The organism is Streptomyces sp. HP-A2021 (genome assembly GCF_022807935.1).
Lineage (GTDB): Bacteria > Actinomycetota > Actinomycetes > Streptomycetales > Streptomycetaceae > Streptomyces > Streptomyces afghaniensis.
On the sequence record NZ_CP094344.1, the window covers coordinates 5,012,328 to 5,027,436 of the forward strand.

9 protein-coding genes are annotated in these 15,109 nt (G+C 68.7%); 3 read left to right on the forward strand and 6 right to left on the reverse strand.

Translation table 11 applies throughout. The annotated features are described in order from the left end of the window. Window positions 1-81: 81 nt before the first annotated feature. Both murJ and MQE23_RS22540 read right to left on the reverse strand, forming a co-directional pair. Window positions 82-2,388 (reverse strand): murein biosynthesis integral membrane protein MurJ, encoded by a 2,307-nt coding sequence (murJ, locus tag MQE23_RS22535; RefSeq protein ID WP_020273078.1) that lies wholly within the window; start codon window positions 2,386-2,388, stop codon window positions 82-84. Window positions 2,389-2,431: 43 nt separating this feature from the next. Further along, complete coding sequence (locus tag MQE23_RS22540) at window positions 2,432-4,831, reverse strand: DUF6049 family protein (protein WP_243380064.1); 2,400 nt, start codon at window positions 4,829-4,831, stop codon at window positions 2,432-2,434. A 254-nt stretch (window positions 4,832-5,085) separates the two neighbouring features. Between MQE23_RS22540 and MQE23_RS22545 the strand changes: the two genes are divergently transcribed. Beyond that, window positions 5,086-6,555 (forward strand): CCA tRNA nucleotidyltransferase, encoded by a 1,470-nt coding sequence (locus tag MQE23_RS22545; RefSeq protein WP_037669605.1) that lies wholly within the window; start codon window positions 5,086-5,088, stop codon window positions 6,553-6,555. 98 nt (window positions 6,556-6,653) lie between these two features. Here MQE23_RS22545 and MQE23_RS22550 read toward each other — a convergent pair whose 3' ends face one another. The 4 genes from MQE23_RS22550 to MQE23_RS22565 all read right to left on the reverse strand — a co-directional run bounded on the left by MQE23_RS22550 (window position 6,654) and on the right by MQE23_RS22565 (window position 10,442). After that, the gene (locus MQE23_RS22550) at window positions 6,654-7,163 is read right to left on the reverse strand and encodes a hypothetical protein (RefSeq protein ID WP_243380065.1); all 510 of its coding nucleotides are present in this window, start codon (window positions 7,161-7,163) and stop codon (window positions 6,654-6,656) included. A gap of 123 nt (window positions 7,164-7,286) precedes the next feature. Further along, window positions 7,287-8,549, reverse strand: a complete 1,263-nt coding sequence (locus MQE23_RS22555; RefSeq protein WP_020273073.1) for an MFS transporter — start codon at window positions 8,547-8,549, stop codon at window positions 7,287-7,289. 90 nt (window positions 8,550-8,639) lie between these two features. Then, entirely contained in the window at window positions 8,640-9,722 is a 1,083-nt protein-coding gene (locus tag MQE23_RS22560; RefSeq protein WP_020273072.1) for an inositol-3-phosphate synthase, read from the reverse strand. 45 nt (window positions 9,723-9,767) lie between these two features. Next, window positions 9,768-10,442: a PadR family transcriptional regulator gene (locus MQE23_RS22565; protein WP_243380066.1), complete on the reverse strand. Its 675-nt coding sequence runs from the start codon at window positions 10,440-10,442 to the stop codon at window positions 9,768-9,770. A 391-nt stretch (window positions 10,443-10,833) separates the two neighbouring features. Here MQE23_RS22565 and MQE23_RS22570 point away from each other — a divergent pair, with 391 nt between their 5' ends. Together MQE23_RS22570 and MQE23_RS22575 are read left to right on the forward strand one after the other, a co-directional pair. Then, a complete protein-coding gene (locus MQE23_RS22570; protein ID WP_243380067.1) occupies window positions 10,834-13,476 on the forward strand; it encodes a transglycosylase domain-containing protein in 2,643 nt (880 codons plus the stop codon). A gap of 121 nt (window positions 13,477-13,597) precedes the next feature. Then, the gene (locus tag MQE23_RS22575; protein WP_037675482.1) at window positions 13,598-15,106 is read left to right on the forward strand and encodes a glycosyltransferase 87 family protein; all 1,509 of its coding nucleotides are present in this window, start codon (window positions 13,598-13,600) and stop codon (window positions 15,104-15,106) included. The last annotated feature ends 3 nt before the right edge of the window (window positions 15,107-15,109 follow it).

Consider the following 15,109-nt stretch of genomic DNA (forward strand, 5'->3'; position numbering starts at 1 on the left):
ACGCCGAAACCAATTGTGCCCACAGTCCGCCGCTATGCACGACACGCGGTGGCTGACGATGGTTGTGCGCCCACCCCCGACTCAGCGTCCCAGGCGTCCGCGGACCATGCCGACCAGCGAGTTGAGTTCCTCGATGCGCATGCGGCGGGCGGCGACGAAGAAGATCACGAGCAGCACGGCGCCACCGGCCAGCACCGCGGCGAGCGAGCCCACGGCGCCCTGGCCGAGCGTGCGGCCGATGCCGTAGCAGGCAGCGCCGCTGAGCAGGGCTGCCGGGATCGACGCGATGCACAGCCGGGCATACGTGCGCAGGACACGTGCGCCGTCGAGGTCCCCGCCCAGCCGCTTGCGCAGCCGGCGCCAGGCGACGCCGACACCGATCGCGTAGGCCAGGCCGTACGAGGCGGCCATGCCGACCACGGCCCAGCGCGACGGGATCACGAAGTAGCAGACCGCCGAGGCGCCAGCGTTGACCGCGGCCACGATGACCGTGTTGTAGAAGGGAGTTCGGGTGTCCTCGTAGGCGTAGAAGGCGCGCAGGACGACGTACTGCACGGAGTACGGAATCAGGCCGAGACCGAACGCCATCAGCATGAAGCCCATGTTGGTGGCCTCGCTGGTGCCGGAGGAGCCGAACATCAGCGTGCACATGGGGATGCCGAGCGAGAGGAAACCGAACGCGATCGGCACGATGGCGACCGCGGTGTTGCGCAGGCCCTGGGAGATGTCGTCGCGGACGGCACCGCCGTCGCCCTCGGCCGCCGAGCGCGACAGGCGCGGCAGCAGGGCGGCCATGAGGGAGACCGTGATGATGGCCTGCGGCAGGCCCCAGATCAGCTGTGCGTTGGCGTAGGCGGAGAAGCCGGTGCCGTCGACGGGCGAGGCCTTGCCCGCCGCGGTGGACAGCCAGACGACGATCATGGCGCCCGCCTGGTTGGCCAGGACGAACAGGACCGTCCATTTGGCGAGCGTGATGGCCTTGCCGAGGCCCTGGCCCTTCCAGTCGAAGCGCAGCCGCAGGCGGAAGCCCGTCTCGCGCAGGTAGGGGATCATCGCCAGGGCCTGGACCACGAGGCCGAGCAGGACGCCGATGCCGAGGAGGCGCTGGCCCTCCGGCGGGATGTTCGTGACCTTCATCCCGGAGTCGGCGGCGGTGCCGTAGACGTAGATGAACATGCCCAGCGTCACGATGATGACGATGTTGTTCAGGACCGGGGTCCACATCATCGCGCCGAACTTCCCCCGGGCGTTGAGGATCTGGCCCATCACCACGTGGACGCCCATGAAGAAGATCGATGGCAGGAAGTACTGGACGAAGGTGATGCCGACCTGATTCGCCGCGGGGTCGCTGGCGATCGAGGGGGACATCATGCGGATCAGGAGTGGCGCGGCGAAGATCGCGAGCGCGGTGAGTGCGCCGAGCGCCACCATGACGAGGGTCAGCAGGCGGTTGGCGTACGCCTCGCCGCCGTCCTCGTCGTCCTTCATGGCGCGGACGAGCTGCGGCACGAAGACGGAGTTGAGACCGCCGCCGACCGTGAGGATGTAGAGCATCGTCGGCAGCTGGTAGGCGACCTGGAAGGTGTCACCGAGGAAGCCGACGCCGATGGCCGAGACGATCAGTGCGGAGCGGATGAAGCCGGTGAGGCGGGAGACCATCGTGCCCGCCGCCATCACGGCGCTGGACTTCATCAGGCCCGCGGCGCGGCCGCCCTTCTTCGGAGCGGGCGAGGCGGCGGCCTCCGGGGCGGGTGTGTCGTCCGCCGCCGGCATCGCCGCGGTCTCGCCGGGGGCCGGGTACTGGCCCGCCGCGTACTGCCCCTGCGCCGCGTACTGCCCCTGCGCCATCTGGCCCGGGGCCGGGGACGGACCGGGGACCGACGGCGGCTCGTAGGACGGGTGGCCGCTGCCCTGCTGCTGGTCCCGGAAGAGATGCGCGAACGCGTCCGGCTCCTGGCGGGGCTCGCCCGCCTGGGAGACGAGGTCGTCCACGCCCACGAACTGGGTGGTCCGCGCGTCGTCGCCGTACGGCAGGTGCCTGGTCGGGCCCTCCGGCTCCGGGGCGGGCGTCTGGGCCCACACCCGCGGGTCGGGCGCGTACGGCGACTGCGGCGGCTGGGCGTACAGCTGCTGCTGCGGCTGATACGTGCCCGGAGGGGGCGGTGGGTGCGCGGCGCGGTCGTAGCGCGCCTCGGCGACCGGGTCCTGGGCGGAGAGGTCCTGCGCCCGGTAGGGATCCTGGGTGTAGGCGTCCTGGAGGTACATGTCCGCGGGCGGCTGCGGCGGCACCTGGCCGTGCTCGGGCGGCGAGCCCTCGGGCCCGCCCGACTCGGGGTAGCCCGAGCTGCCCACGCCACGGCCGTGGTCACCGTCGTACGGCGCGTTCATGGTTACCCCACCTCATCGTCCCGGGCCCACCGGCCACGACATCTCAACGGTCCACTCTCTCACCCGTGCCGGACGGGTCGGCGCTTTCCGCTGCGGTGTCCGGGGCCGGGTCACTCGGCTGCTGCGGGGCGTCTGCCCGGGAGCCGGCCTCGGACTCCTCCTTGAGACGGTCGCCGGGGGCTTCAGGGTTCTGTGGAGCGCCGGCCGGGTGGTCGACGTCGTCGTCGGCCTCCGCGGCGGCGTCCTCGGCGGCCTCGCGGGCGGCGGCGCGCTTGCGCTGGGTGTACATACGGAAGCCGGCGAGGACCAGGAGCAGGACGCCGCCGCCGATGACCAGCATCACGGTGGGCGTGACCTCGGTGACCCTTACGTCGAAAGTGACGGGCGCGCCGTACCTCTGGCCGTCCTCCGTGTACAGCTGGGCGACCACCTCCGCACGCCCGTTGGCGTTGGCGGACGTGGTGAACTTCACCGACTGGCTGTGCCCGCCGTTCACGGTGACCCGCTGCTCCTCGTAGGCGTCACCGCCGATCTTGAGTCGCGTCGGGTTCTTCGACGTGAGCCGCAGTTCCAGGTGCTCGACGCCCTGGACCAGGTTGTTCTGGACGGTGACCGGGATCGTAGCGCTGCGGCCGGAGAGCTTGGTCTCCGACTTCTCGATCAGCTTGACCCCGTCGATCAGCCCGTCGAGGTAGGACTCGACGTCGTCCCGGTACCCCACCGCGGCGACGCCCCGGCCCCGCCACGACGTGGACATCTCGCGGTTCATGGCCCGCCCGAAGGGGGTGACCACCCGGGACTCGTCGGTGAGGATCACCTTGAAGTTGTCGAGCTTGTCCTGCGTCCTCGCGATCTGCTCGAAGGCGGCCCGCGGCAGCTCCTGCTTGCGCAGCGAGGAGGGGTACGCGGAGGGGGGCGGCACCTTCCTGTTGGCCGACGGGTCCGGCTTGGCCTTGGCGGCGGCCGAGAGGTCCTGCGACTCGGACCAGTTCCCGCCCTGGAGGGCTCCCAGCGCCTCGGCCATCGCCTGCGCCTGGCTCACGGAGGGCGTGCGCTGCGGGGCGACGACGACGCTGCGCTGCTTGCCGGTCTGGAGGCCGAGCGTCAGGCTCTGGGCCAGGAAGCGCTGCACGGCGAGCGTGGACGCGGAGGCCTTCGTCAGGTTGCCCTGGAACGCCGTGGACATCCGGGCGTCCGCGACGACCGCCGTGGTGCCGCCGCCGATGGGCCGGGCAGCCGAGGGTGTGTACGACAGGTCGTCCTGGAGGCTGTCGCTGCGAGCGATCACCTTGTCGGCGCCCGCGGACGTCGCGACCTTCATGATCGACGGGTCGACGGCGCCGTCCACGGGCCACGCGAAGTCCTTGGACGGTTTCACGTGGAGGACCGTCTGCACCGTGTTGTCGACGGCGTCCGTGGCCTCCTTGAGGTGGCTCAGCGAGCCCGTGACGGCCGTGCCGTTGTGGGCGAGGGAGGCCAGGTCCGGATCGCCGAACGGCAGGGCGACGACCTCCTTGCCCGCCACCGCCTGCTGGAGCTCGGAGAGCCACTGCTTGGCGACCGCCTGGTTCCTGCCGGGGGTGGTGTCGCCGTCCTCGCCTCTGACCTGGTAGGTCCTCGTCATCGCGTCGACGGAAGCCAGCAGGTCCGGGTCGATCACCCAGGTGATGTCGAGGCCCTTGCCCAGCGACACCATCTGGTCGAGGCGGCCGCCCGGGGAGATCTCCTCGGCGAGGTCGTCGTTGCTGAAGACCGGCGTCTGCTGCTCGTTCGACCCCGTCTCGGCCGTCATGTGGACGTCGGAGACGAGCGGCCACAGGAACGTGGTCTTCGTCTTGGTGCCGGCCTCCTCCGGTTGCCACGGCAGGAACGTGCGCTGGACGCCGAGAACCTGGTCCCAGGGCTGCGCGGCGGTCTCCCCGGAGAGCGCGACGGCCAGCTGGTAGACGCCGTCCTGGCCGAGGTCCAGCTCGTCGGCCGGCACGGAGATGTTGAAGGGCTCCGCCACACCGGGGGTGAGCTTGGGGAACTTCTCGGTGTACCTGCCGCCGACGGCCTCGCCGGCGGGGCCCTGGACGGCGTCGCTCTTCTTGGCGAGGCTGTCGATGGCGGAACGGGTGTCGAGCGAGGGCCCCACCCGCAGATCGACGTGGGCGTCGGTGACCGGCTGCTTGCCGTTGTTGGTCACAGTGCCCGTCACGGTCACCGTGTCCCCCTCGGTGGGGGCGCTGGGGCTGAGTGAGTCGACAGCGACGGACACCGAGCCGTTCGTACCGGAGGCAGCCTGCGGGGACTCCTGCCCGGCCGCGTCCGCCGGCGTCGCGGCGGGCAACTGGAGGAGTCCGGCCAGCAGGGGCGCACCGGCGAGCAGTGCCCCGGTGCGCCGCAGCCACCGGCGGGCAGGTGAGGCACTGGTCCCCTGGAAGTCTGCCGCCTCGGCCACGCGCTCGCCCGTCCCTCGTCGTCAGTGGTCGTCGGAATGTGCGTCCACGCATGGTAACGATGCGCGCTGAGGGGAAGTGCCGCGGTCCGTTCCACAAGATCGCGGACCGGCGGTGAGCTGTCCGGTATGTGGCTGTATGCCGGAGCGCGGTTGTCTCCATCCCAAGAGCATCTCTTGTGGGCGTATTGACGGACGTGTCTGCATGCCTAATAAGGGGAGCTCGGGGGCGCCCGAGCCACGTACCCTCTTCTGTTGTGCCGAACGCCAACGAAGAAACGCCCAGTGCCCTGAGTCAGGTGCAGCACCGCGCGGTGACTGAACTGCTGCGGATCGCTCCTGTCGCCGACGACCTCGCCCGCCGCTTCCAGGAGGCCGGGTTCTCACTCGCCCTGGTCGGCGGATCGGTCCGGGACGCGCTGCTGGGCCGGCTCGGCAACGATCTGGACTTCACGACCGACGCCCGCCCCCAGGACGTACTCAAGATCGTGCGCCCGTGGGCGGACGCCGTCTGGGAGGTCGGAATCGCCTTCGGTACGGTCGGAGCGCAGAAGGATGCCCGCGTCGGGGACGCTGATCGACGCTTTCAGATCGAGGTGACCACCTATCGGTCGGAGGCGTACGACCGGACCTCGCGCAAGCCCGAGGTGTCGTACGGAGACTCCATCGACGAGGATCTGGTCCGCCGTGACTTCACGGTGAACGCGATGGCCGTCGCGCTACCGGAGAAGGAATTCATCGATCCGCACGGCGGGCTCGAGGACCTCGCGTCGCGTGTGCTGCGCACTCCTGGCACCCCGGAGGAGTCCTTCTCCGACGATCCGCTCCGGATGATGCGGGCCGCGCGCTTCGCGGCTCAGCTCGACTTCGAGGTCGCTCCCGAGGTCGTTGCGGCGATGAAGGAGATGGCTGGACGTATCGAGATCGTCTCCGCCGAGCGGGTGCGGGATGAGCTGAACAAGCTGATCCTTTCGCCGTACCCGCGCAAGGGCCTGTCGCTGCTCGTCGAGACGGGCCTCGCCGACCGGGTGCTGCCCGAGCTGCCGGCCCTGCGCCTGGAGCGTGACGAGCACCACCGGCACAAGGATGTCTACGACCACACGCTGATCGTCCTGGAACAGGCGATGGCGCTGGAGGACGACGGTCCCGACCTGACCCTCCGCCTGGCGGCCCTGCTGCACGACATCGGCAAGCCCCGTACCCGCCGCTTCGAGAAGGACGGACGGGTCTCGTTCCACCACCACGAGGTGGTCGGGGCGAAGATGACCAAGAAGCGCATGACGGCGCTGAAGTACTCCAACGAGCTGGTGAAGGACGTCTCACGTCTGGTCGAACTCCACCTGCGGTTCCACGGCTATGGCACCGGCGAGTGGACGGACTCGGCGGTCCGCCGCTACGTCCGTGACGCCGGTCCGCTCCTCGACCGTCTCCACAAGCTGACCCGCTCGGACTGCACCACGCGCAACAAGCGCAAGGCGGCAGCCCTGTCGCGCGCCTACGACGGTCTGGAGGAGCGGATCGCCAAGCTTCAGGAACAGGAGGAGCTGGACTCGATCCGTCCCGACCTCGACGGCAACCAGATCATGGAGATCCTCGGCGTCGGTCCCGGTCCGGTCATCGGCCGCGCGTACAAGCACATGCTGGAGCTGCGCCTGGAGAACGGGCCGATGGAGCACGACTCCGCGGTGGCCGCACTCAAGGAGTGGTGGGCCGAGCAGGAGGGCTGAGGCCGTGAAACGGGGTCATGTTTCACGTGAAACATGACCCCGGGAGACGAGCCGAGGGGCGGTGTTTCACGTGAAACACCGCCCCTCGCATGTCTGCCTTACTTCTTGTCCTTCAGGCAGAGCAGGAAGTCCTTGCCGTCGCCGCTCTCGGTGTACGTGTACTGGAAGTCCTTGGCCTCGGACTCGCACTTGCTCGACGCCAGGGTCTGCGTGAGGTACGCGCCCTCGATCTTGGCCAGCACCACGTACTGAGCCTTCGCATCGCTGCACTCGACGACTTCGAGGTCCGGGTTGTCGTCGTTGGTGCTGCCACGGTGCATGCAGTCGCCGACGGCCGCCGTCTTGGCGTCGTCCCGGCTGGTTATGTAGCCGCCGATGGCAATGCCGGCCACCGCGATGACGATGGCGATGTTCTTGATGGTCTTGAAGCTGAGCTTGCGGCCGGTCGGCTGCGGCGGAACCGGAGCGTAGGGACCCGCACCCTGGGACGGGAAGCCGGGCTGACCGGGCTGCTGGGGGTAGCCGCCCTGCGGCGGGTACGGGGCCTGGGGCTGACCCGCGGGCTGGCCCTGTGCGAACGGGTTGCCCTGGGGCGGCGGAGTAGTCACTTGGGGTCCCCCTAGAACATGGTTGAGTGACGCGAACATGTCGCGAGATAAGACCCACGTAAGTTATCGGTGTCCACTGACGCCGCAGTAGCCGAATGTGGCTCTGTGTCATTGATGTGACACTTACTGGCGTCCAAACCGGCCCATAGTCACAGCTACTGCCGCGTAGATAACGGCGATCGTGATCACCAGCGGCACGGATCGGCCGTCCGGCGGCAGCACCAGGGCGGCAACGGCGGCGGCGCCGACGAAAGCGACGTTGAAGAGGACGTCGTAGACCGAGAAGATCCGGCCACGGAAGCCGTCCTCGACGGAGGACTGGACGATCGTGTCGGTGGCGATCTTCGCGCCTTGGGTGGTCAGCCCCAGGACGAAGGCCGCGGCCAGCAGAGGGGCAGCGGCGAACGGCAGTCCGAGAGCAGGCTCCAGCAGCGCGGCGGCCCCCGCGCACACGACGATCCAGCGTCCCGGCCCGAGCCGTCCCGCGGCCCAGGGCGTCACCACGGCCGCGGCGAAGAAGCCGGCGCCGGAGACGCCCAACGCCAGGCCCAGCAGGGCGAGTCCGTCGTCCGTGGTCGTGGTGAGCGCGTACCGGCAGAGCATCAGCAGCATCACCAGCAGCGCGCCGTAGCAGAAGCGCATCAGTGCCATGGCCGCGAGCGCCCAGGTCGCTTGCCGGCGCTGCGGCGCGGCCAGGTGACGTACGCCCGCCGCCAGGTCGCGAGCGGTGCCCGTGAGAGCCGTCGCGATGTGCTCGCGCACCAATGTCCGGTCGGGGCCGAGGAGTTCCCGCGCCATGCTGAGCGATGCCACGGCGGCGCACAGATACAGCACGGCTCCCACGAGCACCACGGCGGCGTCGGAGTCCGCCACCACCAGGCGGACGACGAAGGCGAGCCCGCCGCCCGCGGTCGCCGCCAGTGTTCCGGCGGTCGGGGAGAGGGAGTTTGCGATGACGAGGCGCTCGGCGTCGACCACGCGGGGCAGAGCGGCGGACAGGCCGGCGAGGACGAAACGGTTGACGGCGGTGACGCACAGGGCGGAGACGTAGAAGAGCCAGTCCGGAGCGGGACTGAGTATCAGCAGGGCCGTGGCGGAAGCCAGCACCGCGCGCAGCAGGCTGCCGTACAGCAGGACCTGGCGGCGCTGCCAGCGGTCCAGCAGGACACCGGCGAAAGGGCCGACGAGGGAGTACGGGAGCAGCAGCACCGCCATGGCGGAGGCGACCCCGGCAGCCGAGGTCTGCTTCTCAGGCGAGAAGACCACATATGCGGCTAGCGCGACCTGGTAGACGCCGTCGGCGCCCTGGGAGAGCAGGCGCACGCCGAGCAGGCGCCTGAAGCCCTGGAAGCGCAACAGGACACGCAGGTCACGGACGACGGCCATGGGGCACAGCCTCACATACGGGAGAGGGTCCCCGGGTCGTACGACCCGGGGACCCTCACAGCCCTGGCAGGAGCGACTGGTTGCGGCGTCTCAGCGCTCGACGTCACCCTTGATGAACTTCTCGACGTTCTCGCGGGCCTCGTCGTCGTAGTACTGGACGGGCGGGGACTTCATGAAGTAGCTCGACGCGGAGAGCACGGGGCCGCCGATGCCGCGGTCCTTGGCGATCTTCGCGGCGCGCAGGGCGTCGATGATGACGCCGGCGGAGTTCGGGGAGTCCCAGACCTCCAGCTTGTACTCCAGGCTCAGCGGGACGTCACCGAAGGCGCGGCCTTCGAGGCGGACGTAGGCCCACTTGCGGTCGTCCAGCCAGGCGACGTAGTCGGACGGGCCGATGTGGACGTTGTCCGCACCCAGGTCGCGGTCGCGGATCTGCGAGGTGACGGCCTGCGTCTTGGAGATCTTCTTCGACTCGAGGCGGTCGCGCTCGAGCATGTTCTTGAAGTCCATGTTGCCGCCGACGTTCAGCTGCATCGTGCGGTCCAGGATGACGCCCCGGTCCTCGAACAGCTTTGCCATGACGCGGTGCGTGATGGTGGCGCCGACCTGGGACTTGATGTCGTCGCCGACGATCGGGACGCCCGCCTCGGTGAACTTGTCGGCCCACTCCTTGGTGCCGGCGATGAAGACCGGAAGGGCGTTGACGAAGGCGACCTTGGCGTCGATGGCGCACTGGGCGTAGAACTTCGCCGCGTCCTCGGAGCCGACGGGCAGGTAGCAGACGAGGACGTCGACCTGCTTGTCCTTGAGGACCTGGACGACGTCGACCGGCTCCTCGGCGGACTCCTCGATGGTCTCCCGGTAGTACTTGCCGAGGCCGTCGAGCGTGTGGCCGCGCTGGACCGTCACACCGGTGCTGGGTACGTCGCAGATCTTGATGGTGTTGTTCTCGGAGGCGCCGATGGCGTCCGCCAGGTCGAGGCCGACCTTCTTGGCGTCCACGTCGAACGCGGCGACGAACTCGACGTCGCGGACGTGGTAGTCGCCGAACTGGACGTGCATCAGGCCCGGCACCTTGGCCGCCGGGTCGGCGTCCTTGTAGTACTCGACTCCCTGCACCAGCGATGCGGCGCAGTTGCCCACACCGACGATGGCTACGCGAACCGAACCCATTCCGGTTGCTCCCTGTGTGTACGAGTGAGGCCCTTGGGCGGGCTCTCACGTGGCGGTGTCGCCGGGCGTATCCGGACGGGGGTCGTTCCCCGGCCGGGGCAGGCCGCCCGACGCTCCAGATGTGGTGTCACGCGAACCGGGCTCCCCCGGGGTGGAACCCTTCAGGTCCCGCCCCGCCCGCTCGCTCTCGATGAGCTCGTTCAGCCAGCGCACTTCGCGCTCCACGGACTCCATCCCGTGGCGCTGGAGCTCAAGCGTGTAGTCGTCGAGGCGCTCCCGGGTCCGGGCCAGGGAGAGGCGCATCTTCTCCAGGCGCTCCTCCAGCCGGCTGCGGCGGCCCTCCAGCACGCGCATGCGCACATCGCGTGAGGTTTGCCCGAAGAAGGCGAAACGGGCGGCGAATGTCTCGTCCTCGTACGCCTCGGGCCCGGTCTGGGAGAGCAGCTGCTCGAAGTGCTCCTTACCCTCCGCCGTCAACCGGTAGACGATCTTGGCGCGGCGGCCAGTGAGGGGAGCGGCCTCGGTGTCGTTCCCCGGCTCCTCGATCAGCCAGCCGTTGGCGACCAGCGTTTTGAGGCAGGGGTACAGCGTCCCGTAGCTGAACGCACGGAACACACCCAGTGAGGTATTGAGTCGTTTGCGCAGCTCATAGCCATGCATCGGAGATTCGCGGAGCAGGCCGAGTACGGCGAACTCGAGGATCCCGGAACGCCGGCTCATGGTCGCCTCCTCTCTGCCGCGGTACCTGATGTCTCGGGCCGATGTGTCGCGCTGATGTATCGACTCGATACATCATGACGATAGAACGGCCTTCCGGATGCGACAAGAGGGGGTGCGGTGAACGGGATCACATCACCGATTCATCGGACGCGAGTTGCCTGATTTGAGGTGAACTTCAGGCCTCGGCAGGTTTTGGCGGTGCGTAGTCTGTGCGCCATGCACATCACCGGGAACCAAGAGACGCCTGAGAGCGTCGTCGTCTTCGGTGTAGTACGGGTGCATGCGGGACCGATGAATGCGGAGCCGACCGCATCCGTACTTCGGGGGGACCGGAAACCAGCCGCCGTTTCCAGGCGCGCAGGGGTGCGCCTGCCCGAGGAGTAGTCGTTCGATGAGCGAGCACCGTCGCAAACCGCCGCAGCCGCAGGGAGGCGGACGTGCCGCGGCCCGACGCGGCCAGTCCGGTTCGTCCCCCGGTCGCCGCGCGGCCCCGCGAGGCGCCACCGGGTCTCCGTCCGACTCCTATGGGTCGGACTCCTACGGCTCGGGGGGTGAGGAGCGTCCGTACGGCGGCCGTGCCGAGGCCCGTCGTGCGGCGCAGAGAAGTACCGGAGGCGGCCGACGCAGAGCGGCCGAACCGGCCCGTGGCGGCCGGCGCGCCGCTCCCGGCGGGCCGGCCGGGCCCGGGCGAGGCAGAGGGCGCGCGGCTGCCTATTCCGACAAGAAGCGGCTGATCGACTATCCGCGGGCCGGCAAGTACGGCTGGCAGCGCTGGCTGCCGTCCTGGAAGCTCGTCTCCGGTCTGTGCATCGGCTTCTTCGGCAGCCTGGTGGCCGTGGCGGGCATCGGGTACGCCATGGTGGGCGTCCCCAACGAGGAGAACGCGGCAGCCCTGTCGCAGAACAACGTCTACTACTGGTCCAACGGCCAGCAGATGGTCGCGACGGGCAGCGGCCAGAACCGGCAGAACGTCACGATCGACCGGATCCCCAAGGCCATGCAGCAGGCGGTGATCTCGGCCGAGAACAAGAGCTTCTACCAGGACTCGGGTGTCGACCCGATGGGTATCGCCCGTGCGCTGGCGAACATGGCCCGGGGCGGTGACACGCAGGGTGGTTCGACGATCACCCAGCAGTTCGTCAAGAACACCTACCTGAGCCAGGACCAGACGCTCACCCGTAAGTTCAAGGAAATGTTCATCTCGATCAAGGTGGGCACCAAGCTCACCAAGGACGAGATCCTCCAGGGGTACCTGAACACCTCCTACTACGGCCGCGGCGCCTACGGCATCCAGGCCGCCGCCCAGACGTACTACGGCAAGGACGCGGTCAAGCTCGAGCCGAGCGAGTGCGCCTTCCTCGCCGCCCTGCTCAAGGGCCCCACGTACTACGACCCCGCGGGCAACGAGAGCCTCGACTCCTCGGCGAGTGCCCAGGCCAACGAGAAGCGGTCCAGGGAGCGCTGGGGCTGGATCCTCGAGCAGATGCACAACGACAACAAGCTCTCGGACGCCGAGTACCAGAAGGCGATCAAGAAGTACCCCATGCCCCAGGGCCGCAAGGCGACCAAGGGCATGAGCGGCCAGATCGGCTACCTGGCGGACACCGCCAAGAAGTACGTCCTGAACCACTCCAACATCACGGAGAAGCAGTTCGACCAGGGCGGCTACCAGATCAGGACGACCTTCGAGAAGTCCAAGGTCGAGGCGCTGGCCAAGGCCGTGAAGAAGGTCGAGAAGGAAAAACTGAACCCGGAGAAGCGTGAGCTGGACAAGCACGTCCAGTTCGGTGCGGCGTCGGTGAAGCCCAAGGACGGTGCGATCGTCGCGCTCTACGGTGGCGCGGGGTACGAGAACGGCCACTTCAACAACAACGCGGACACCTCGGGTGTCCCCGTCGGTTCGACGTGGAAGCCGTTCGTGCTCGCCGCCGCCATGGAGCACGGCACCTACCGGAGCGACGGTCCCCTCTCGCCGCTGAGCAAGTACAACGGCAACGACCACCTCAAGGTCAGGAACAACGACGGCTCCTACGTCCTGAAGAAGGACAACACACCGTTCTTCCAGGAGAACGAGAGCGACCACCCCTGGGGCTACATCACCTTGCGCAAGGCGATGGAGCAGTCCGTCAACACCCCGTTCGTCCAGCTCGGTATGGACGTGGGGATGAGGAACGTGCGGGACGTGGCCGAGAAGTCCGGCATTCTGGACGCCAGTTTCGCCACCCTCAACCCGTCGTTCGCGCTCGGTACGTCGACTCCCAGCGCGATCCGTATGGCCGACGCCTACGCGACGTTCGCCGCCGCCGGCAAGCAGGCCTCCCCGTACTCGGTGACCAGCGTCAAGTTCAACGGGCAGGAAGTCGAAGGCTTCGACAAGCCGCGCATCACGCAGGCGATGCCGGAGAACGTGGCCAACAACGTCACGGACGTCCTGGAGAACGTCATCCAGAACGGTACGGGTAAGAACGCCCTGGCCCTGGGCCGTACGGCGGCCGGTAAGACCGGTACCACGGACGAGAACAAGTCGGCCTGGTTCGTCGGCTACACCCAGCAGCTGTCGACCTCGGTCGCGATGTTCCGTGAGGATCCCAAGAGCGCCAAGCTGCTCTCCATGAACGGCACGGCGGGTGAGGAGTCCATCCATGGTGGTGACACCCCCACCCAGGTGTGGACCGAGTACATGAAGGCCGCGCTGAAGGGCAAGCCCGACCTCGGCTTCCCGGAGGCCGAGAAGATCGGCGATATCCAGCACGAGGTGGGCGCCCCGTCGCCGACCCCGACCCCGAGCGTGGAGCCCAGCGAGACGGTGACCGAGTCGCCGAGCGCCACGCCCAGCGAGACGCCGACGCTTCCGTCGCCCTCGCCGAGCGACACCTGTGGATTCTTCGGGTGTGAAGACGACGGAGGTACGGAGAACGGCGGCGGTACAGGCGGAGAGGTGTCGCCCTCTCCCTCGCCGAGCGATACGAGCGAGAACGGTGGCAACACCAGAGGCAACGGCAACGGCGGCATCTTCGGAGGCCCCGCCGGATAGCCGGCTGATCGCCCGGCATGGGTGTTTCACGTGAAACGCGAAGACGTTTCACGTGAAACACGGGCCGCCGCACCTACCCGGTGCGGCGGCCCTCGGCGTATTGATGGACGCGTACGGCAGGATGTGCGGCATGGCCAGTGCAGAATCGACGCAAGCGAGCGTCCACGAGCCGGACCCGGTGCGGCCGACCCAGGAGGACAAGGTCGCCGCGGCCGGCAGCGAGCTGATCGGCGGCCCGCTCGGGCGGCGTGCCCTGCTCGGGGCGTCATGGTGGACTCCCGTACGGGTGATCGCGCTGGTGGCGATCGGCATGTTCGCCCTCGGTCTGGTCCAGAAGGCACCCTGCTACAACGGCGCCTGGTTCTTCGGTGCCAGCTCCCAGTACACGCACGCGTGCTACTCGGACATCCCGCACCTCTACCAGGGGCGCGGCTTCGCCGACGGGCTCGTGCCGTACTTCGACAAGCTCCCCGGCGACATGCAGTACCTGGAGTACCCGGTGCTCACCGGTGTCTTCATGGAGGTCGCCTCCTGGCTCACGCCCGGCAGCGGCACCATCCAGGACCAGGAGCAGTGGTACTGGATGGTCAACGCCGGGATGCTGATGGTGTGCGCGTCGGTCATCGCCGTCTGCGTGACCCGCACCCACGCCCGGCGCCCCTGGGACGGCCTGCTGGTCGCCCTGGCACCTGCCTTCGCCCTGACGGCGACCATCAACTGGGACCTGCTGGCGGTCGCCCTGACGGCCGCGGCGATGCTGATGTGGTCGCGCGGCCGCTCCCTCGCCTTCGGCGTCCTCCTGGGACTCGCCACGGCCGCCAAGCTCTATCCCTTCCTGATCCTCGGGCCGCTGCTGGTGCTGTGCTGGCGCGCCGGCAAGTGGCGTGCGTTCGGGACGGCGCTGGGCGGTGCGATCGTCGCCTGGGTCGTCGTGAACGGGCCGGTGATGCTCTTCGCGTTCGAGGGCTGGTCGAAGTTCTACACGTTCAGCCAGGAGCGGGGCGTCGACTTCGGCTCCTTCTGGCTGATCATGGCCCAGAACTCGGACAGCCCGCTCAGCACCGACACCGTCAACACGCTCGCCACGCTGCTGATGCTGGTGTGCTGCGCGGGTGTCGCCGTGCTCGCGCTGACCGCACCGCGCCGCCCGCGGTTCGCCCAGCTCGCCTTCCTGATCGTCGCGGCGTTCATCCTCACCAACAAGGTCTACTCGCCGCAGTACGTCCTGTGGCTGGTGCCCCTGGCCGCCCTGGCCCGGCCGAAGTGGCGGGACTTCCTGATCTGGCAGGCCTGCGAGGTGGCGTACTTCCTGGGGATCTGGATGTACCTCGCGTACACGACCAGCGGAGACGCCCACAAGGGCCTGCCCACCGACGGCTACCACTGGGCCATCGGCCTGCACCTGCTGGGCACGCTGTACTTGTGCGTCATGATCGTGCGCGACATCTTCATGCCGGAGCGGGATCCCGTTCGCCGGTCCGGGGACGACGATCCCTCGGGCGGAGTGCTCGACGGCGCGAAGGACGTCTTCGTCCTCGGTCCCGCGGCCCGGCCCGCCCGGCACGCGGCTGCTCAGTTCGACGGGCCACAGGTCGAGTGGGGCAGGCAGGGCGCGGACGGTTCACTCTGAGCG